Annotated in this window: 19 protein-coding genes and 2 pseudogenes; 3 read left to right on the forward strand and 18 right to left on the reverse strand. The window is 36.6% G+C overall.

The annotated features are described in order from the left end of the window. Nucleotides 1-22 precede the first annotated feature (22 nt). The 10 genes and pseudogenes from MKY06_RS14030 to MKY06_RS14075 form a co-directional block, all read right to left on the reverse strand. Nucleotides 23-904: a phosphorothioated DNA-binding restriction endonuclease gene (locus MKY06_RS14030; protein WP_098277978.1), complete on the reverse strand. Its 882-nt coding sequence runs from the start codon at nucleotides 902-904 to the stop codon at nucleotides 23-25. A 336-nt stretch (nucleotides 905-1,240) separates the two neighbouring features. Next, nucleotides 1,241-1,432 (reverse strand): annotated as a pseudogene (locus MKY06_RS14035) (sunset domain-containing protein); the annotation flags it as partial. Between the two features lie 12 nt (nucleotides 1,433-1,444). Next, the gene (locus MKY06_RS14040) at nucleotides 1,445-2,365 is read right to left on the reverse strand and encodes a DUF5655 domain-containing protein (RefSeq protein ID WP_098277979.1); all 921 of its coding nucleotides are present in this window, start codon (nucleotides 2,363-2,365) and stop codon (nucleotides 1,445-1,447) included. Nucleotides 2,366-2,553: 188 nt separating this feature from the next. After that, nucleotides 2,554-2,982 (reverse strand): SMI1/KNR4 family protein, encoded by a 429-nt coding sequence (locus MKY06_RS14045; protein WP_029322280.1) that lies wholly within the window; start codon nucleotides 2,980-2,982, stop codon nucleotides 2,554-2,556. Between the two features lie 122 nt (nucleotides 2,983-3,104). Next, on the reverse strand, nucleotides 3,105-3,593 hold the full coding sequence (locus tag MKY06_RS14050; RefSeq protein ID WP_064471774.1) for a hypothetical protein: 489 nt from the start codon (nucleotides 3,591-3,593) through the stop codon (nucleotides 3,105-3,107). A gap of 176 nt (nucleotides 3,594-3,769) precedes the next feature. Beyond that, a complete protein-coding gene (locus MKY06_RS14055; protein WP_029322282.1) occupies nucleotides 3,770-4,312 on the reverse strand; it encodes a SecY-interacting protein Syd in 543 nt (180 codons plus the stop codon). Between the two features lie 95 nt (nucleotides 4,313-4,407). Continuing rightward, nucleotides 4,408-4,893, reverse strand: a complete 486-nt coding sequence (locus tag MKY06_RS14060) for a DUF6985 domain-containing protein (protein ID WP_098277980.1) — start codon at nucleotides 4,891-4,893, stop codon at nucleotides 4,408-4,410. A 68-nt stretch (nucleotides 4,894-4,961) separates the two neighbouring features. After that, a complete protein-coding gene (locus MKY06_RS14065; RefSeq protein ID WP_029322286.1) occupies nucleotides 4,962-5,396 on the reverse strand; it encodes an SMI1/KNR4 family protein in 435 nt (144 codons plus the stop codon). Nucleotides 5,397-5,502: 106 nt separating this feature from the next. Beyond that, nucleotides 5,503-6,027 (reverse strand): SecY-interacting protein Syd, encoded by a 525-nt coding sequence (locus MKY06_RS14070; RefSeq protein ID WP_029322288.1) that lies wholly within the window; start codon nucleotides 6,025-6,027, stop codon nucleotides 5,503-5,505. Between the two features lie 88 nt (nucleotides 6,028-6,115). Continuing rightward, complete coding sequence (locus tag MKY06_RS14075; RefSeq protein WP_035439010.1) at nucleotides 6,116-6,538, reverse strand: SMI1/KNR4 family protein; 423 nt, start codon at nucleotides 6,536-6,538, stop codon at nucleotides 6,116-6,118. Between the two features lie 628 nt (nucleotides 6,539-7,166). On the opposite strand from MKY06_RS14075, the gene MKY06_RS14080 reads away from it, so the two are divergent. After that, the gene (locus MKY06_RS14080; RefSeq protein WP_340960851.1) at nucleotides 7,167-8,123 is read left to right on the forward strand and encodes a patatin-like phospholipase family protein; all 957 of its coding nucleotides are present in this window, start codon (nucleotides 7,167-7,169) and stop codon (nucleotides 8,121-8,123) included. A 178-nt stretch (nucleotides 8,124-8,301) separates the two neighbouring features. Here the strand turns inward: MKY06_RS14080 and MKY06_RS14085 are convergent, their stop codons facing one another. From MKY06_RS14085 to MKY06_RS14100, 4 genes are all read right to left on the reverse strand, one after another. After that, a complete protein-coding gene (locus tag MKY06_RS14085; RefSeq protein WP_098449226.1) occupies nucleotides 8,302-10,014 on the reverse strand; it encodes a TcaA NTF2-like domain-containing protein in 1,713 nt (570 codons plus the stop codon). Nucleotides 10,015-10,093: 79 nt separating this feature from the next. Beyond that, nucleotides 10,094-11,002 (reverse strand): phosphotransferase, encoded by a 909-nt coding sequence (locus tag MKY06_RS14090; RefSeq protein WP_098322373.1) that lies wholly within the window; start codon nucleotides 11,000-11,002, stop codon nucleotides 10,094-10,096. Between the two features lie 195 nt (nucleotides 11,003-11,197). Then, nucleotides 11,198-11,704, reverse strand: coding sequence for a hypothetical protein (locus MKY06_RS14095; protein WP_176521359.1), 507 nt, complete (start codon nucleotides 11,702-11,704; stop codon nucleotides 11,198-11,200). Between the two features lie 51 nt (nucleotides 11,705-11,755). Further along, nucleotides 11,756-12,685 carry an ADP-ribosylglycohydrolase family protein gene (locus MKY06_RS14100; RefSeq protein ID WP_098449225.1) on the reverse strand — a complete coding sequence of 310 codons (930 nt, stop codon included), beginning with the start codon at nucleotides 12,683-12,685 and terminating at the stop codon, nucleotides 11,756-11,758. Nucleotides 12,686-12,835: 150 nt separating this feature from the next. Between MKY06_RS14100 and MKY06_RS14105 the strand changes: the two genes are divergently transcribed. Together MKY06_RS14105 and MKY06_RS14110 are read left to right on the forward strand one after the other, a co-directional pair. Beyond that, a complete protein-coding gene (locus tag MKY06_RS14105) occupies nucleotides 12,836-13,324 on the forward strand; it encodes a DinB family protein (RefSeq protein WP_098278005.1) in 489 nt (162 codons plus the stop codon). A gap of 52 nt (nucleotides 13,325-13,376) precedes the next feature. After that, the gene (locus MKY06_RS14110) at nucleotides 13,377-13,946 is read left to right on the forward strand and encodes a DUF6434 domain-containing protein (RefSeq protein WP_097825342.1); all 570 of its coding nucleotides are present in this window, start codon (nucleotides 13,377-13,379) and stop codon (nucleotides 13,944-13,946) included. 114 nt (nucleotides 13,947-14,060) lie between these two features. On the opposite strand, the gene MKY06_RS14115 is transcribed toward MKY06_RS14110, so the two are convergent. The 4 genes and pseudogenes from MKY06_RS14115 to MKY06_RS14130 form a co-directional block, all read right to left on the reverse strand. After that, nucleotides 14,061-15,563, reverse strand: coding sequence for a malate:quinone oxidoreductase (locus MKY06_RS14115; RefSeq protein WP_013083523.1), 1,503 nt, complete (start codon nucleotides 15,561-15,563; stop codon nucleotides 14,061-14,063). Between the two features lie 761 nt (nucleotides 15,564-16,324). Further along, nucleotides 16,325-16,921, reverse strand: a complete 597-nt coding sequence (locus MKY06_RS14120; RefSeq protein ID WP_097825341.1) for a DUF4352 domain-containing protein — start codon at nucleotides 16,919-16,921, stop codon at nucleotides 16,325-16,327. A gap of 301 nt (nucleotides 16,922-17,222) precedes the next feature. Then, nucleotides 17,223-17,512, reverse strand: a pseudogene (locus MKY06_RS14125) (Imm3 family immunity protein); the annotation flags it as partial. 70 nt (nucleotides 17,513-17,582) lie between these two features. Continuing rightward, nucleotides 17,583-18,323: a DUF4261 domain-containing protein gene (locus MKY06_RS14130; protein WP_098278006.1), complete on the reverse strand. Its 741-nt coding sequence runs from the start codon at nucleotides 18,321-18,323 to the stop codon at nucleotides 17,583-17,585. Between the last annotated feature and the right edge of the window lie 69 nt (nucleotides 18,324-18,392).

The raw sequence follows: 18,392 nt of genomic DNA on the forward strand, positions 1-18,392 counted from the left end.
AGCAATCTGTCATTCACAAAAATTAATTTATATCACCTGCTTGATATCTAGCAGGTCCCCTAAATACTTCTCTAACATGCCACCCAAGAAAATCTTCGCTCGGTTGATACGCCGGATGAATAGGACCTCTAAGCTTTTGCCCGTGAAACTTCATAAGCCATTCTTCAAATCCATTCGTCCCGTGCGCTTGAGTTGCCACTAACAGCTCATTATGATCGGAAAAAGTAAAAACTCCTCTATCAAATAATTTATGATGCATTGAACATAACGCGATTCCGTTACTTTCAATATCTGGCCCTCCCGCTTGATGCCACTTAATATGAGCAGCCTCCACGCCAACTAAATTATGACCAAGACGAACGTTAAACCCACAAACAGCGCAGCTATATCCGTAAGCTTGAAGAATTTTCTCTCGAAACTTTGGATCTCTTCTTCTCTTTAATTGTGTTTCAAACTCCAGCCCTACCGCTCTTAATATATCTTCATGAATTGTATCCGGAAAATGCTCATTTAATAAAAATTGTGCTGCGTCTTGAAGAAGCGTAGGATCATTATCAAAAAGGTTATAAACATCCTGTCTAAAACCGCCCATTATATTTGTACTCAGCAAATATTTATCGGTAAAGCTACGCTTATCAATATCTTCACTTAGCTCCCATATTCCATCTCCTGTCAAACGAACAAAAGGATGCTCCGGATGGTAGGAACTGCGAGAAGGTCCAAACTCCATAAGCAGCTCTTTTAAAGGGATTTTCACCTCGCTGTATGGCAGGTGCATTCGTTGCTTGGCCTGCAGCTGACCTAGGGCATACAGTATTAACAATGGTTTGTGCGGAGCTCTTTGATCTCTTTTTTTCCAAATGTTTAAGTTCTTTATTTTTTGAAGTAACTCTTCTCTGTTCATAAGCTTGCTTTAACTCCCATCTATAAAACTATTTAAAAACCTTAGAGCTAAGACCGTTTTTGAAAAAGTATTAATAAATGTAAGTATAATAGCTTATTCTATTATATGACACCATTGGATGATCAAGGGGGATTTTATTTACAGGGGCATTTATAAAACGACACATAACACTTTCTTATCCAAGTTGTTTTGTTCAAAGAATTCTTTTTTCATACCTTTTCTGTTTTCAAAACTTACTCGTTCTGTGTCTTTAATACATACGTTAGATAATCTCTCACAAAGAAAAAAGCTCTCCAACAAACATATAGGAGAGCTTTTAAAGGTTGCATACATTTTTTATCGTTGAGATTTTCTATACCCAGCTGCCTGTGCATCCGCTTCTGAACAGAACCAAACAATATTATCTTGAGTTCTATCATAATAAGCTCCGCCAGGTACGTGGTAAATTTTCGAGTTTTTATTGCCTTTGATTTGACCCGAACAAGACATGTTAGACTGTTGATCATCACTCGGATCGTTAGATATAGGCCCTTTTGGCTTTTATTTATTCTTTTCATATGACTGCTTTACCAAAGTCATTATGTATTCAATATTTTCTTCCTCAGTAATTTGTATTTCATAGTCACCATTTCCCCAATGACCTATATTTTCCACATTTCTAGCAACACCTGCAGGATCATTCAGCTCATCACTTTTTAAATTAATCCAGAGCTTTAATCCTTTTTTTAAAAGATGAATATCAGCAATGTTTCGCTGGTCCTTAGTAAAAGCTATATAGAGCTTTGTTGGTTTTATTGAAATATTATCACCGACATTTAAGATAGATTCTTTTAACAACTGATATAATTCAACAATATCATAGGGCCTGTTAGCGAGATGGTCCTCTTCAGTAAAAACTCTAATTTCTTTACTCACCTTTTCAATAGTTTCACTTTGCTTCGAAATTGTATTAATAGACTCCGAGACTTGTGCAGGTTTAATATGGTCAAAATGGAGTATATCATTTTCATACCGTTTAATTTCCCATAATTCAATAGGCAGGTCTTTAAAATTTATTGACTGCTTTTGATAAGTGGTGAATCTCGGAGAAATAAAAATAATCTTAGATTGTGACCAGTCTACATCACTACGCTTTAAATTCTTCTCATTATTTTCATTATATTCAAGAATAAAATCAGCTTTATTATTTAACATTAAAGAGAGATACGCATAACCTTGATCAATAACACTAAAACTCTTAGTATTTTTATATTCAATAATGACAAAAGAATTAGTTTGCTCATCATAAGCTAATGTGTCTATACGAAAATTACTAATATTAAACTCAGAGCTAATAAATCTCAGACCTAAGATTTCTTTTAAATTTTTTTCACATATCTGTTGTATTTCTTTTTCTTTCTTAAATGAATTTTCACTTATTTCTCTTAGTTTATCTTTATTATTTAATTGATATAAATACATTTATTTTCCCCTTACTTTTACTTTCTATTTTTTTAGCTTTTAATGTTATAATATCGAATTTTATTCAATAACTCAGATGAAAGAAAATTAACAACTATCCAACATCATCCATTTTGTTACATTTTTTATTTTATGTATCATTTTAATATGCATAAAGCTTTTATGGCTCAGTATGTATTTTATTACCCTTATTCAACATAATACCCATCATCCTCCATCACCTTCTTCAAAAACTCTTCTAAAGAATCGGCAATCTTTAAGTCATCATAATAAATCGCATTGTTCTGCTCTTCACTTATTTCTATCAGCAGCAGCGCACTTTCATTGGCTTCAAAAAATAGTAATTTACCCTCTTCTAAATCTTCGTAAAGTTCGATATCAGGGTATAATTCAAAATCATTCACTTTTAATCTAGCGTCTCTGATTGAAGAAGGGCCCATAATGCGGTTTATATTATATTCAGACTCCTGAAGAAAACCATAACCCACCTCTAAAAGAAACTTCCTTAACTCAAAAGGAAACTTTAAGCCCAACGTTCCTTCTACTTCTTTAATATCACTTTCACATACGGGGTAAAATTGATTATCTTTTTGATTCGCAACAAAGTCGTACCTCATTATTTCCTCTCCTTTAGAACTTACACATACGTACACTCATTACACATTGCTTAACTTAATCCTCATCAGACAAAGCAAAAGCATCACTAACATCCTCTAATTCTTCCATGATGCTATTGAAGTCACCCTCTATATGCAATAATTCCACCATCTGGATAATCCCCACACCATCCACAAGGCAAATACCCGGATCTATGTAATTTAAATATGCTTTCAAAGAAGTTATTTTTAGTACCATTAACCGCTCTACTAATTGCACAATTGTTTAAATCTGCTACGATGTCTTCAAAAAAGGCATCATAATCTTCTAGGCTCTGTCGTAAGTTTTCAGCTATAACTTCTACTATTTCTTCTAACTCACGAGGTTTTTCAGCATCCGTTAAATCATAATATCGCTCCCATACGTCACTCATTTTTAATTCTCTAATGTCTTTCCAACTGTCTTCTTCTTCACCATATACTTCTTCATATGCAAGATATTCAGCCTTATCACAATCGTATATTACTTGTATTTTATCTACATCTTCTTTTTCTAGAGAAACCTGGCCATAATTTTTTGATAGCTCAATGACCTCTTCTACTAGAGTATTAAACTTACCACCATTATTCATTACTTATGGAGCCGCCTTTCCAAATTGTGATTCTTTCTTTTTTCCGAATGAAGCCTTGTATTATAAATCCCTAATCAATCCCGAGAGATTTCTACTAATCCTTTCAAATGATTTTCTTTCATAATTTCCATTGCTTGTTTCACATTTACTATTCCTTTCCTCATCTTCTGGATAAATTATGATTTCTTCAGCTTTATTTTTCTTATTAATTCCTCAAGTGAATGCTCCAATAATGTTAATTCGTTTGTTTCATAATCTTCTATATAAACTTTTCCAGTCTTATTATCTATGTTAATGGCCATTTCGTCCGGAGAAATAAAACCTATCTGTATGTATCTAAATTCCTTTCCTTGACTTTCATCATAATGCGTAAGATGTTTAAAATAACTTCGTACATCCTTACCCGGTTCAACAGGCTCAAGGCATATATATTTCGAATGATAAAGACCTTCTAAGCTTAAAAATAAATAACTGTTAAAATACTCTTTAATTGAATGATGCAAAGGCATTTTAATTTCAGCTTCGATCATACTAAAGTTTTCAACAGCCTTTTTTTCTACTGGTTTCCAAAAAACATACTCTTCTTCATCAGGCTCACTTACATATAGCAGTGGATGTATCTCTTCATCCCACGGTGCCTTTGGAAATGTGTTATAGTTTTCATTCCAATAATCTAGCAGTTTCTCAAAATAATCCGTCATGGCCGCTTTTACACTCATTTTAAGCCTCCTATTCACACTTGCAAATCGGTCCAATTCAACAGCCCCCTGTGTTTATCTATCTATTAGGTTAGCTTTAACGTCTAGTAGATTCGTTACAACACAATATCCTGATACCCCACTTCTTCTACACCTTCATCTTCCATTTTAATTCCTATTCCATTTTCAATATCCCAAGAAACATCGCAAAGTAAACCCAATCTTCTTTTTCCATTCTTCCTTACTCTTCTTACGATTAATTCAGTGGGCTCCACTAATTTTTTTAAATCTAAGACGGAATGAATGTTTGGAACAACCTGATCTGCTTCTGATTTATTAGCTATCATCTCTCTATACTCTTCATAGTTCTCCATATAGTAATCGTATATATGCTTTTCTGCCTTATTCATTATGTTTTCCATATTTTGAATAAAGTTAAGAAATGCTTCTTTTTGTACATGTGAAAAATCAGTGTTTTCGTATGCATCAACACTTAAAAGGATTTCTTTTTCTACACCAAACATTTTAATCGTAGTTTTCCCTCGCCAAAAGTTGTTTTTATATTCAAGCTTTCCAAATGATTCATCATTAATCCTTGTCATTCTAATCGCTCTCCTAGCTTAGCTTTTAAATTACATAGCCTGTTTATTTGTAGCAGCTACCGTTTTTTCTACTCTTTAATTAAATCAATGTAATACTCATTATCGTTTATAAATTTCTTAAAAAAATCTTCTAATGAGTCTGCGATTGGCGTGTCCAAATAAAAGACTGGATTATGAGATAGTGTTAAGTCTAACGATATGTATACTCCTTCGTTCACTTCAAAGAAAATAAGTTTATCTTCTTCGTCAAGTTCTTCTAAATCGAAATCGAATTCAAACATTCCTTCTCGTAGTTTAGCATCTGCTATCGTTTTGGGTCCCATAATTCTATTGATTGCCGTATTACTTGGCTCCTTAATAAATCCATACCCAACGTCTAAATATAACTGCCGTAAATCGTTAGGAAAACGAATACCCATTCTTTCTTCTGCTTGTAAAATCTCCTGCTCAGATACATGATAAATGTTATTTTTCCCATTATTAATAAACGCAAAATCTGCCATTGCTGTTACCTCCTATGAGATGCCGTTCATACATTTTTTATGATCAATTAGATTCACTCCAATGGTGAAGACTGTGTACGATTAGCGAAAGTGCAAAATATCTATTTCACTTAAAATCCAGCTGAGAAATGAGCTCTTTTAAACTAGACGACAAATATTTATAGCTTTTCTCTTCACCGTTTTCTACGAAAATTTCTCCAGACTCATTATTCATAACAACTAGCATGCCATTGCTTTCAAAACCTAACGGAATGTACGTACTGTTTTCTTTTTCAAGAATATACTCCTTTACACGTTGACAAAATGCTTCAGGTTCTACACCGGGAATGACAGGATATAAGTTAATATTATACTGAGACACCCATCCAATCATTTCAAGAAACCAAAACGAGTTAAAATAAGCTTTTACATCATTATGAAGTATCACGTTTATTTCTTGTTCAAACTGTTGAAAATTTGTATTTTCACACTTTTCTAGATGTTTCCACGCTATATAGCCTTCTTCGTCTTGAGAACCTACATAAATATTTGCATCTGCTTCTTCATTCCAAGAAATCAAAGGTAACGTTCCATTGAACTCTTCCCATTTTCCCGTTAGTTTCTTAAAATATTGTTTCATTACATGTTTCAAAAGCTTCCCCCTACCTTATATACAACTATATTTCCAACTCTATATTCTCCGCCCCATTCACACGGAATATAACCGCTAAAATCCATACCTAACAATTAAAATAGGATTTCAGAAAATCAGAAAAGGTAGGCCACGTTGCCTCTAATTCTCCTTTTAACAGCAGCTCGTCTCCTCCTTCAAAATTTACTATGTACACGCTATCGGTTAAAGCATCAAGCACTAGTACGGCATTAGCTGATGTTTCACTTAAAATCAGATATTGTTTAGGAAAACCGTATTCTCTTCGGCAAATAAGCGTATATGCTTCAATGTTATTTTCTTCATCTACTAAATCAAGTAATTCAAAAGGTATGTATTCTTCCCAGAATGGTCCGGCATACCGGTTATAAAATTCTGTGAAGGTTTGGGATCCCTTTACTTCTAGCCGTGCTAAAGCATCCATTACTGAAGTTTTATCTTCACGTATATATATTTTTTCTTCAAGAACTTGGTTCAATTTATTTGGCAACATCTTGATGTAACATTCCTCCTAAGTCTTGTTTTCTACTAATTAATTAACTAATCAACGTTTACCGAAATAAATGTAGCCACATCACTCGGAAAATCATCTAGAAATGCATCACAGGCTAACTTTTTTGTAATGATTTGATATAAAAAATCGGTCATGGACAGTGAGTAAATATAATTTTCAGGCAATCTAGATTCATACACCACCACTTTCCATTCGGCGGGGCTCCCTTCAGTTAGCCAATATAATTCGTCACCATTCTCCGTATATCCCCAAGGAAGAACACTTCCATTTTATGGATAAAAATGATGTTTATAATATTGAGGGAATTGAATATTAAACTTCAGTTCAAGCTCTTTTAAGGCCTCTTTATTTACTCCTGGATTTAACTTATGGCTACCTTCAACAAATAGCTTTAGTTCAAGATTTCCTCAATAAAGCTCTTCGCCCATTTATAAAACCTCCTATTTATTTAGACTTCATAGGGATCTATTGTCTAACTCTTACCATTATCACCTGCATAATCTGACTCCTAAATAATCAGTAAAAGAGATACTCATACCTCTACAGCACATTAAATAAACATATACAGAATGATACCTCTCATGGAATTCGAAAGGAGAAATCACCTTTGACAAAATATCGGATTATGACCTTTGATGGAGGCGGTACTTTAGGTGCTTTAAGTTTACAGCTTTTGAATAGATTAGCTTACCAAAACCCAAAGTTAATTAGTGAAACCAATGTTTTTTCAGGAAATTCGATTGGTTCATTTACTGCTCTTGCATTAGCAAGCGGAAGATCGCCAGAAGAAACGTTTCAGTTTTTCAAAGATCACATCTTACCAGCATTCAGCATTTCCCGACCGGGCGGACCTGTTTTTAACCAACAATTACCCTATTCTGGTTTTATTAAAGCCATACGAACATTTTTCCCCCGAGACCTTCGCCTTAGAGACTTAAAGAAACGAATTGTTGTGCCTGCCTTTCACTTATTTGCACCGGAGCTGAACCGTTGGAATCCTGTGTTATTTCATAATTTCCCTGACTCTCCCTATCTTAATGAAAAAGCGAGTGACGTAATACTTAGGAGCAGCGCTGCCCCTGCAACGCAAAGAGCTTATCAAAACTATGTGGATGGGTATACAGTAGCAACTAACACCAGTACAGCTAGTATCGCATTTGCAGTGGGAAAAGCAAAGCAGCCGCTGGATCAAATTGCCGTATTATCCATCGGCACAGGTGAACAGCCAACTCAATTAAGAAGAGATACGAAAGGATGGGGAATGGTAAGTGCCGATAACATACGACCAGAAGATATGGAGGACCTGCCGCCAAATTGGGGAGTACTTTTAGACCGGTCTCCTAATGAACCCTTGCTGCCGTTTCTTCAGATTATCTCTGGTGGATCGAGCTATTATGAATCAATGGTTAGCTCTGAGCTTTTAGGCGATCAGTTTTTCCGGTTAAATCCGAGGATTCCTAATTTCTCTAAAACGGACCCTTCAGTGGTGCCCGTTCTTATTTCAATTGCTAATAAAACTAATTTACGACCTGCATTTCATTTCATTGAAAAAAACTGGAATTAATATGACCGTACTTTAGATTAATTTTTTGTTTCTATATGGAAGTATTTAAAATTTTATATAACAAGATCTCCACGCTGGCAGCGTAGAGATCACCCTAACCTCAATCACACCACCCAATCACAACAACCGCTAGCTCCAAAAAGGAACTAGCGGTTGTTCATAATCTCTCAGAAACCGTTCACTCTTCCACCGGCTTCTGCTCATCTGTTAATGTATCAATTTTAGTAATTTGAAGTTTGTCTTTACCAGCAGCTTTCACATGATAAATTCGTTCTTTTTTAAACTGCGTGCTCGCGTCATATGAGTCGGTGAACGTGTATACTTCGCTTGTATAAATGTCATAGGTTCCGTCGTTATGTGATTCTGTTTTTGTCACGAGAAACTGATCGTTAGCAAACGATACGTTTTTTCCGGCGAGTGATGTGATATAGCTTTTTAGCTGTTTATAAACTGGCTGACCCGAGTCAATATAGGGCGCCATCGAACTAAACTCTCCGCTGTTTAAGCTTGAAAAGTAAGCGGCTTTATAGGAGATAAAAAAGTTTTCAAGATCTGTTTTGCTTACGTCAGCTGGCTTAGGTTCTTCATTTTTTAACGGCTTGGTGTTGGTCGTGGCTTTTATGTCTGCGCTTGTTTCTGCCGTTTGATTGTTACAATTCATGTATACAATCGTCAGTAATAAGACAAGGACGATAGCGCCTCCTATTAAAACAGGAAAAGTACGTCGTGATGCTTGCTGTTTTTTGAGCATGGGAAAGTCTGCGTAGGCTGGCAGTGTAACAGGGTTTATATCTACCTTTAACCGAGCTAATGGCTTTGGCATCTCCATGCTTTTTATACTGTTCAGCGGCTGAAGTGCTAAAAATTCTTCATATGCAACAATAAACTCGTTTACTGCTATTCCTTTATACATGCCGTAAATTCCATTCCACAGTTCTCGACAACGAGTATCCTTTATATCTTCACTCAGTTCGTTAAAAAATGGTCGTGATTTTTTAATAAAAGCCGCTAACCACGTTTGATGAACGTCAACTTCGTGGACTCCATTTAGGTCCGTAAGTGATTGCTTTAATTTGGCGTGTTCATTTGCATCGTTTTGGCTAATGACTTCCATACTGCGTTCCGTTTCTTTCAGCACGGTAGAAAGACTTCCGCTCATTTTTTCTTGTAGCGCATCAAACTGACTGCGAACATCAAGCCAGTGAAGTTCGAGTAACTGTTTTTGTGCAGTCGTGGCTTTTCGAATGCTTTCATTTAGCTCATGCTGCTTTGTGCGAAAGACGGTCGCTTTTTGCTTGGTCACCAATTTATTTTTGCTTAGCTGATGCCATTCTTGCTTTAAGCTCTTGGCTTCTTCAAGTACTGTGGCTATCGCTTGTTTTACATGTTCATGCTTTTTTTGAAAATCAACAAATGCCGGCAAATAAGCATTCCAGCTTTCCTTGATTTCTTTTAGCAATGACGTGTTAGCATGTTTTTCTGTTAGTTGAAAAAAGTCATTCCTAAATGCCACCATATCCGCTTCGGAAGAAAGTTCTTTTCCGAAAAGCTCTGTCACATTCTTATGTATGCTTGTTAACTGTTGGATCTGTTTCATATTGCTTTGACGCTTTTTTATGTACTCCGGATAATCGCTTGAAAGAAATGTCATCATTGTATATTCAATGTTGTTCATATTAGACTCTGTACGTTCTTTTTCTAGTTCTTCATACACTTTCTGCAGATGACGTTCTACTATTGAGAGAAACTTTTCTTTGTCCATCCCGTCTACTTCTTCTTTTAGCATGTTTAAAGATTCCGTTTCCCCGATAAGAGATGTTTTTTCTTTATATAGCTGTATCCACCTTTCTAGTAAATGTGCTGCTGATTCATTCCAGTGGCTTGTATTCATCGTTTGCTTCACCTGTTGTTTTTATTTTTATCCTTTTTTAACTATACAGGAATTTAACAGAAATTCTATTACAGTTTTATTACTCTTGAAAGATAAGGTTCAAGCTTTCTAGAGCTGCTTCTAACGTTTGTTTGGCTCCTTGGTCGTAGCTGTGTGCTACAAGCACTACGGTTGTAAATATGGCTTTCCATTTTGCCAGTCTGTGCGTTTCTTCATCTACTTCTCCGTACTCTTTGAAAAAACGTGCTCTTGCTTTAGAGGGTAGGAAGCTATAGGCAATCGCTAGGTCAACTGCCGGATGACCAATATGAACGTCTCCCCAGTCAATAATGCCTGAAACCATATTGGTTTGATCAACAATCATGTTTTTAATATGAAGATCTCCGTGAACTAGTACATGTTTTTCTTGATAGTGAATTTCTTGTATGTCATTTACATAGTCTTCAAGAACCCCTTGGTTAGAATAAAGGTTACGCTCTTTCATTTGCTTAACATACTTTTCTAACGTCGGCTTTCGTTTCATCATATCAAGCCGATTTAACTCGTCAAACGGCACGCCAAGCTCTTGGGCTTTTAAATGAGGATAGTGATGCAGCGTACGAAGAAATCTTGCTAGTATAGAAGCAGATTGCGTACGTTCCTCTTCTGTTAATCGCGCAGGCGGATTTCCTTGAACGTAGTGATAGCCCGTAAACGGCCAAGGATATGCGGCATTCGGCTTACCGAAAAAAATGGGTTCGGCAATGGATAGCGGCAGCTGAGAAGCAAGGCTTGGTAAAAGCTGATTTTCTGTTTCTAATAGCCGCACTGCGAGTTCTCGTCTAGGAAACCGGAACACAAAGCGGTCGTTCACTTGATAGACCGTATTGTCAAAGCCGTAGCCAAGCAGTGAAATCGCAGCGGGCGCAAGTTCTGGAAACTGCGTCTCAATTAGCGTTTTGGCAAGCGGTGCTGATACGATTTGTTCTGCATCCCATGCATTTGGCACTGTGATCACCTTTCTTTAACGTGAAGTTTGTATGTAAAGTATACTATAAATAATTTTGACCATAAAAACCCTCTGACGCAAAGCCAGAGGGTTTCAGTGAATATATGTCACGCCATCTTTTTACATAAATAAGATAGAGGCCTTAGAACGGTACAACCAGCCTCTGAGTTAGTAGCCTCCATGTACGTTTACTACTTAATACGTACACCAAAACACCTTATCGGCTGTGTCTTCAACGTGCTCCACCTTAATAAAGTTCAATACAAGATCCGTTTGGTCATTTCCTATATACTCATTTTTGTCAACATTATAAAATTGAATAAGCTCGAGCTTGTACATACCATTTTTAATATCAATTCTATACTTAGAACAGTTTTCATCAGGTACTAACTGATCTTCAAACTGGGCGGCCATCGTAAGGCAGTCATAATCTACGAGATAAAGCTGATGATTGGTTACATTTATATAACCTGTTGCTTTCCTAAAGTATGTATCTATATCCGACTCTGTTCCAATCTTCACTTCTACGTTCCAAGAGTGTTCAATTCCTTCTTCTGTCATTTGACATACTAGGATATTTCTCTTTTTCATTTCACTGCCGAAGTGGTTCAGAAGCTGGTCTAGCTCCCAATCCTCATCGACAAATGATTGATATTCTTTTGCGTTGGCTACTCCAATAAAATTGGTATCGCCAAAACTCATACAAAACTTCACTTTATCTCCTCCGAACTTTAAAGTAATTTTTATGATCCGTTAACATATATCCGCAAACTTCTTACAAGCTTTCTCTAACTCTTCTTTTTTAGCAAGCTGAAAAATCCACTCTTCAGGAATGCCATCCAGCCCATAATATACTCCTGCCACAGTACCCGTAATAAAGCCTATTGTGTCTGTGTCTTCTCCTAAATTCACAGCGGTAAGTACAGCTTCTTCGTAGTCGTCACTTTGAAGAAAAGACCAAAGCGATGCTTCTAGCGAGCTGACGACATATCCGGTTGACCCGATTGCATTTCTCGCTGCGTGCGGCAAGCTTAGGTTTAACACTCGTTCGTACGCAGAAAACTCTGCTTCATACTCCGTACCTGTTAAATGTTTTTGGCAGAGGTTTACCGCGTTTTCATATGCTTCAAAGGGCTCGTCGCCGTGAAGGAGACGAATAAGCAGCTCCACATATATAATACAGCCAAGCGTAGAGCGCAAGTGGCGGTGCGTGACGTGCGCAATTCTTTCTATTTCTTCTTTTCTTTTTGTAAAGCTAGTTTCATCACATAGTGTAAACGCAAGCGGAGCAATACGCATAAGCGCTCCGTTTCCGTTATCGTATTCAGCGCTTCCTCCCCACTCTTCTTTAGGAAGTCCGCTTTTATAGCGGCGAATCGCTTCGCTTGTTGCGATGCCAATATCAAACATTTCTCCGTACGGCGTCCAGTAGCCATCCGACCAATAGTTCGCAAACTTTTGCATTAAATCATACTCATCTTGTTTGTCTATTAAATTATCAATTAAGCACATCGTCAGAGATGTATCATCTGACCACGTTCCTTTAGGCTGGTTGTATGTACCGTAGCCGGTCATAGTCGTAATTTGAAATGAATCGCGTTTTTTAAACTCAACTGGAACACCTAAAGCGTCTCCGACAGCTCCTCCTAGAATCGTAGAAAGGACTTTTTTATGTAGCGTCATGTGATCAACTCCTTTCTATTATTGTAATTGTTTGATTTTGGAATTTGCAAGAGACACCCTGCCTAGACGCTTTTTCTTCTTTATAAAAAGGAATTTACCAGCGTTCATCTAATTTAAATAAGAGGTAAAAAAACATGTGAGGTGCGGTAGATGATTCATTTTTTTGAATATAATTGGCAAGTGAGAGATGAATGGTTTAGCTGGTGTTATCAACTTTCAAGAGAAGAACTGTTGAAGAAGCGGACTGGAGGAATGAGTAGCATTTCACAAACTTTTTTTCATATTATTGATGTGGAATACAGCTGGATACGTGCCATCCAAGGTAAACAAGATATCGTTCTTTCTTTTGAAGAACACGATACGCTTGAAAAGCTTCAAGCGCTCTCTTCTGCACATAGACCTAACATTGCCGACTTTCTAAGCCATTTGAATATTTCTAACAAAAGGTATATAACAGTCCCTTGGGATTCTACTTCTTACACAGAAGCTGACATCTTGCATCACATCATCATTCATGAAATCCATCACATCGGTCAGCTTTCTATTTGGGCAAGAGACATGAATAAACGGCCTATTTCTTCTCACTATGTAGGAAGAAACATAAAAGACATTTCTTCGTACTTCTCTAAAAACAATTGACCAACAAGAACAAATGTTCTATATTTTTTGTAAATATATGGAGGTGAAAACAATGAGACCAGAATTTTCAAAAAACTTATCTATCACTGACTTTACGGATTTTTACTGGCTCAAAACCGAGCTGCAGCAATTTTGCCGAGAAAATAACATGAGCCCGTCTGGATTTAAAATGGAACTTTCAAAAAGAATTGAAGTGTTTTTAACAACCGGTGAGACTCAACAATCAAAAACACCGTCTAAAAGACGCTCGTCCTCTAAAACGCAAGCGCCACTAACATTAGATACCGTCATTGGGAAAAATCACCGCTGCAGTCAAGAAGTACGGGCTTTTTTTAAAGAAGCCATTCATCCTACATTTCATTTTTCCACCTATATTCAAAACTACTTTAAAGAAAATGTAGGGAAAACCTATCGAGATGCGGTAAAAGCGTGGTATGAAGAAGAAGAAGAACGAAAAAAGCAGCCTTCCTATCAAAAAGAAATTGCGCCTCAGTTTGAATACAACCGCTTTATCCGCGACTTTTTTAACGACCCGAAAAACAAGGGAAAAGGCCGCGATGATGCGATTGCAGCGTGGAAACAGTTAAAACTTCAGCCTGGAAGCAATCAATACCGCTCTTAAATCAAACCCTACATATAAAGATCATTAAAACACCACCTCAAGAAAAGGTGGTGTTTGTGCACGCCTGTAGATTTCTTCACATACACATGTGCTGTTTGTTACGCCGTAAAATCTTTAGCTATAAACAGACTCTTTTTTAATTAAACCCAGCGTCTGTGAAGTAGATGCATGAATTTCGTTAAAGAAGTCTGGATGATCAACTAACGACATGCCATAGGAAGGAATCATTTCTTTTATTTTTGGCTCCCACTTGTTCATGTTTTCTGGGAAGCATTTTTCCAATACTTCAAGCATAACGTGAACCGCCGTTGACGCACCAGGAGAAGCGCCAAGAAGTGCAGCAACAGAACCATCAGCGGCACTTACGACTTCTGTACCAAACTGAAGCGTTCCTTTTCCTCCAGCTTCCGTGTCTTTGATTACCTGCACACGCTGGCCTGCTACGACGATATCCCAGTCTTCGCTTTTCGCGTTCGGGATAAATTCACGCAATTCTTCTACACGTTTTTCATTTGATAACAGCACTTGCTGAATTAAATATTTTGTTAATGCCATTTCTTTGACGCCTGCTGCTAGCATGGTTAAAATATTATTCGGCTTTACAGAACTGATTAAATCCAGGTTTGAACCTGTTTTTAAGAACTTCGGTGAAAAGCCAGCAAATGGACCAAACAACAGCGTCTTTTTGTTATCAATATAGCGTGTATCAAGGTGCGGAACCGACATTGGTGGAGCTCCGACTTTTGCTTTTCCATATACTTTCCCGTGGTGCTGCGCAATTACTTCAGGGTTATTACATACCATAAATAATCCGCTTACCGGGAATCCTCCAATATGCTTGGATTCAGGAATACCTGTTTTTTGAAGTAAAGGCAAGCTTCCGCCTCCACCACCGATAAAGATGAATTTTGCCGTGTGGTACTCAACTTTGCCGCTGTCTACATCTGCGACTTTTACTTCCCACATACCGTCACTTTTACGTTTAATATCTTTTACACTTCGTTTGTAATGAACGTGAACCCCTTTATTCTTCAGATGGTCAAACAACATGCGTGTTAAAGCACCGAAGTTTACGTCTGTTCCCGAATCAATTTTAGTTGCGGCAATTGGTTCATTTGACGTGCGCCCCTTCATGATTAACGGAATCCATTCTTTTAGTTTGTCAGGACTGTCGGAATACTCCATTCCTTGAAACAACGGATTGTTTGACAGCGCTTCAAAACGCTTTTTCAGAAACGATACATTTTTTTCCCCTTGTACCAAACTCATATGCGGAATTGGCATGATAAAATCTTGCGGATTGCGAATCAACTTGCTGCTTACCAGATAAGACCAAAACTGTCTTGACAGCTGAAACTGCTCGTTAATTCGGATCGCTTTTGTTATATCTATAGATCCATCAGCTTTTTCTGATGTATAGTTTAGTTCGCACAGCGCAGAATGGCCCGTCCCTGCATTATTCCATTCGTTCGAGCTTTCTTCCCCTGCGTCTGCGAGTTTTTCAAATACTTTAATGTCCCATTCAGGTGCTAACTCTTTGAGTAATGACCCCAAAGTTGCGCTCATGACTCCGGCACCAATTAAGATAACGTCTGTTTTTTTCTGTACGTTGCTCATTATAACCTTCCTCATCCCCTATATTTGTAAAAAGATGTAGGCGCTCCTGCTTACGTAGTAAAAAAATTCAGGTGCGACCTAAGAACACACCTTTTTCTGTCTCACTTATAACTATATCACAGTATAATTGTCTGATGATTATAAACTATTCAAAAATGATAAAAAAGTGAGAAAATCGCCCACAAATTCTAAAAAACTTATTAAATTCCATCTGCATTTTCTTTTATTAGTAAACTTTTATACCTACTTCTAAGTGGCAAAGCATTGATTAATAAAATAACAAACTATTCCAAAAATTCAGATCAAAAACCAAAATAATTTTCTTGAAAATTTCACCTACTATAACTATACTCATTCGAAAGAACAAACAGCACTATAATTAGAAATGCCTTCATTCTTTTTGACTAGTTATACGTAGATGTATCCATATATGTATAGAGCACCGGCTCGTCCAGGTGCATATTTAGAGAAATAAGTATATATTATAACAGCTGATTTTCAGCTCGTATTGTAAGTTACAATATCTATGTCATATAACATACCATGAAATAAGTGAATAAGTAAATGATTATTCAGAAATTTATGTTATAAAACCTAACATGTATGTTGACTTTTACATAGGACATACTTGTTGATAAAGAGAATAACACTTTACATGCTCCTTTCATTTTAAAGTTGTTTAATTGCCTTGTTCATGCGCCATGGTTGTTGCTGAGTTCAATCAAAATAAGCCACGATTAGCACGTGACTTGTTTTGATTCTTATTGAGCTGGTTGAATATCATCTTGTGTAAACGTCCAAATACCACGATTTTTACTAAAACCGCTAAATTCAAACTTAAAATCGCCTTCTTTTGGTATATCAAACGTTGCAATCCCGCTTTGTTTTTCTCCTGGTGAAATGTTTCCGTTCAAATGATTCTCTGTGGCACCAGAAACAACCGTAGCAAAGTATTGAGTGTCTCCTTTTTGAATATCAAAATGAAGTAGCTCACTTATTTTATGATTTTTCTTTCCTTTATTCTCAATCGTAATATTCATTTTGATAAACTGTCCGTTTTTGTTTTTAGATAGCTCATCATCCGGTACGACTTGTGGAGAGTCTACTGTAATCGTAAAATCATCAACATTAGCAGTTTCACCTAATTTTTTGGTAACCGTATTGTAGAATTTATCTGTTTTTTCTTTATCAAACTTCGCATCAGCATTTAGCTCTTTATCGTCTGATTTCTTTTCTGATGACTCAGCTGAGTGTTTCTCATTTCCACTAGCTTTTTCTGATTCTCCGCTCGAACAAGCCGCAAGCCCTAATACTAGAAAACATGTACTTGCTCCTATTAACCATTTTTTCTTACTCATTACGGGTTCTTCCTTCTTTCGATTAGTATTTTATGTATAAAGAGTTAAATCTACGTAACTCTTAATCCAAAAATAGGATATACCAAATACTAACAGTCTGTCAAAAGTAAATATATTACAACTGTTCTATATATTAAATAAGGACCTTCTGCTCAACACTCATTCATTAGACAATAGCGGTACTCATATACCTTAGCAAATTGCCTTTCACCAAGTATTTAAGTAATGTTTGTTACTATTCCACTGAAGGGTTATGATCAGCTTTTACATGCTTTAGTCCTTCTATTACTTTATTCATTCGTGGCAATAAATCTTTTATTTCGTCTAATGTTAGCTCGTCTTGCGCTTCTTTTGGGTTAAATTCCCCAACCTTTCTGTTATACCTCTAATGCACCCAACGAAAACTTGCTCATGGGTAATTGCAATTTCTCCAATAGCAGTGTCCGCAATAAAATCTTCTACCTTGCCTAAGTTATCAAATTCATCCGCTAGTTTTGCTATAGCATATCTATACCCTCTGCCTTCATCTACCAACTCTTCATACGTCTCCTGAATTGCATCAAATATTTCATTATACTCCCAATCTTTCATGGTATTACTCCTCCTTTATCTCCGATTAACGCTTAAAGGACAAAGTTTTTCAACCTTGTCCTTTAAATGACTAGCTTATTTTATTTAACCGCCAAACCCCATAAAGGTTATAAAAAGGATCATAACTTTCAAACAGCACACACGATTCTGCTCTTAATTGAAAAACAGGAGCTTTAGGGTCGACACTAAATGTTTCTCCACTATTAAATACGGGATTTTCAATTAACGTATATAGGCAAAAGGTTTGAAATAACTCTACTGTTTCAGCTGGATTGGTATTAGATGTAGATGTTAGTAAATCTTTATAGCCGAAATTATGCATACCACAGGTGTAAAACACATCTTCTTCTCTGGACATTTGAACGAAAGCAGCAAATGCTCTGTTCTCTGTACCATTGTTAACGTATTCTATCCAATTATCTTTGGTAGTGGCCTTTCCAGATGACTCAACGTTCACTGCTAAACCGCCCGATTGAAGAACTGCCTTTGCGACACTCATAATTTCAATAACTTGCTCAAGTGATCCACCTTCTGCAAGAATATACACCATACTACGGTGACTTTGAAGAGTTTCAATATCACCCTTTGTAAACGATCCATTTCCACCAAGCTCAAACGCTTCAGCTACATAAGGAATATGTTCGTCAACAAATTCTATTTGATACAAATATTTAGGCGTCTGTAATTTACCTATATGATGTTCCCCTAGGTATACAAACTCTTGTTGACTTTCATTAAATTTTTCTTTAAATGCTTGTCTATTCTGCCATATGCCCGGTATTCCCAAAATAATTTTCGAGTTATTTTCCACGCTCTCACCCACTTATAATAAATTAATTTATTACTAGCTGTTCTTCAACAATAGCTCAATTTGCTTAAT

Origin of the sequence: Priestia sp. FSL P4-0332, from assembly GCF_038005845.1 — a bacterium.
In the GTDB taxonomy this organism is placed as follows: Bacteria; Bacillota; Bacilli; order Bacillales; family Bacillaceae_H; genus Priestia.

What these genes read in the sequence shown, in the direction of transcription:
- MKY06_RS14045 (WP_029322280.1), bottom strand. Translation starts at nt 2,982, where the DNA reads ATGAGGTACGACTTTGTTGCGAATCAAAAAGATAATCAATTTTACCCC.
- MKY06_RS14085 (WP_098449226.1), bottom strand. Translation starts at nt 10,014, where the DNA reads ATGAATACAAGCCACTGGAATGAATCAGCAGCACATTTACTAGAAAGG.
- MKY06_RS14060 (WP_098277980.1), bottom strand. Translation starts at nt 4,893, where the DNA reads ATGACAAGGATTAATGATGAATCATTTGGAAAGCTTGAATATAAAAAC.
- MKY06_RS14050 (WP_064471774.1), bottom strand. Translation starts at nt 3,593, where the DNA reads ATGAATAATGGTGGTAAGTTTAATACTCTAGTAGAAGAGGTCATTGAG.
- MKY06_RS14040 (WP_098277979.1), bottom strand. Translation starts at nt 2,365, where the DNA reads ATGTATTTATATCAATTAAATAATAAAGATAAACTAAGAGAAATAAGT.
- MKY06_RS14075 (WP_035439010.1), bottom strand. Translation starts at nt 6,538, where the DNA reads ATGTTGCCAAATAAATTGAACCAAGTTCTTGAAGAAAAAATATATATA.
- MKY06_RS14115 (WP_013083523.1), bottom strand. Translation starts at nt 15,563, where the DNA reads ATGAGCAACGTACAGAAAAAAACAGACGTTATCTTAATTGGTGCCGGA.
- MKY06_RS14120 (WP_097825341.1), bottom strand. Translation starts at nt 16,921, where the DNA reads ATGAGTAAGAAAAAATGGTTAATAGGAGCAAGTACATGTTTTCTAGTA.
- MKY06_RS14030 (WP_098277978.1), bottom strand. Translation starts at nt 904, where the DNA reads ATGAACAGAGAAGAGTTACTTCAAAAAATAAAGAACTTAAACATTTGG.
- MKY06_RS14110 (WP_097825342.1), top strand. Translation starts at nt 13,377, where the DNA reads ATGAGACCAGAATTTTCAAAAAACTTATCTATCACTGACTTTACGGAT.
- MKY06_RS14100 (WP_098449225.1), bottom strand. Translation starts at nt 12,685, where the DNA reads ATGACGCTACATAAAAAAGTCCTTTCTACGATTCTAGGAGGAGCTGTC.
- MKY06_RS14065 (WP_029322286.1), bottom strand. Translation starts at nt 5,396, where the DNA reads ATGGCAGATTTTGCGTTTATTAATAATGGGAAAAATAACATTTATCAT.
- MKY06_RS14095 (WP_176521359.1), bottom strand. Translation starts at nt 11,704, where the DNA reads ATGAGTTTTGGCGATACCAATTTTATTGGAGTAGCCAACGCAAAAGAA.
- MKY06_RS14105 (WP_098278005.1), top strand. Translation starts at nt 12,836, where the DNA reads ATGATTCATTTTTTTGAATATAATTGGCAAGTGAGAGATGAATGGTTT.
- MKY06_RS14055 (WP_029322282.1), bottom strand. Translation starts at nt 4,312, where the DNA reads ATGAGTGTAAAAGCGGCCATGACGGATTATTTTGAGAAACTGCTAGAT.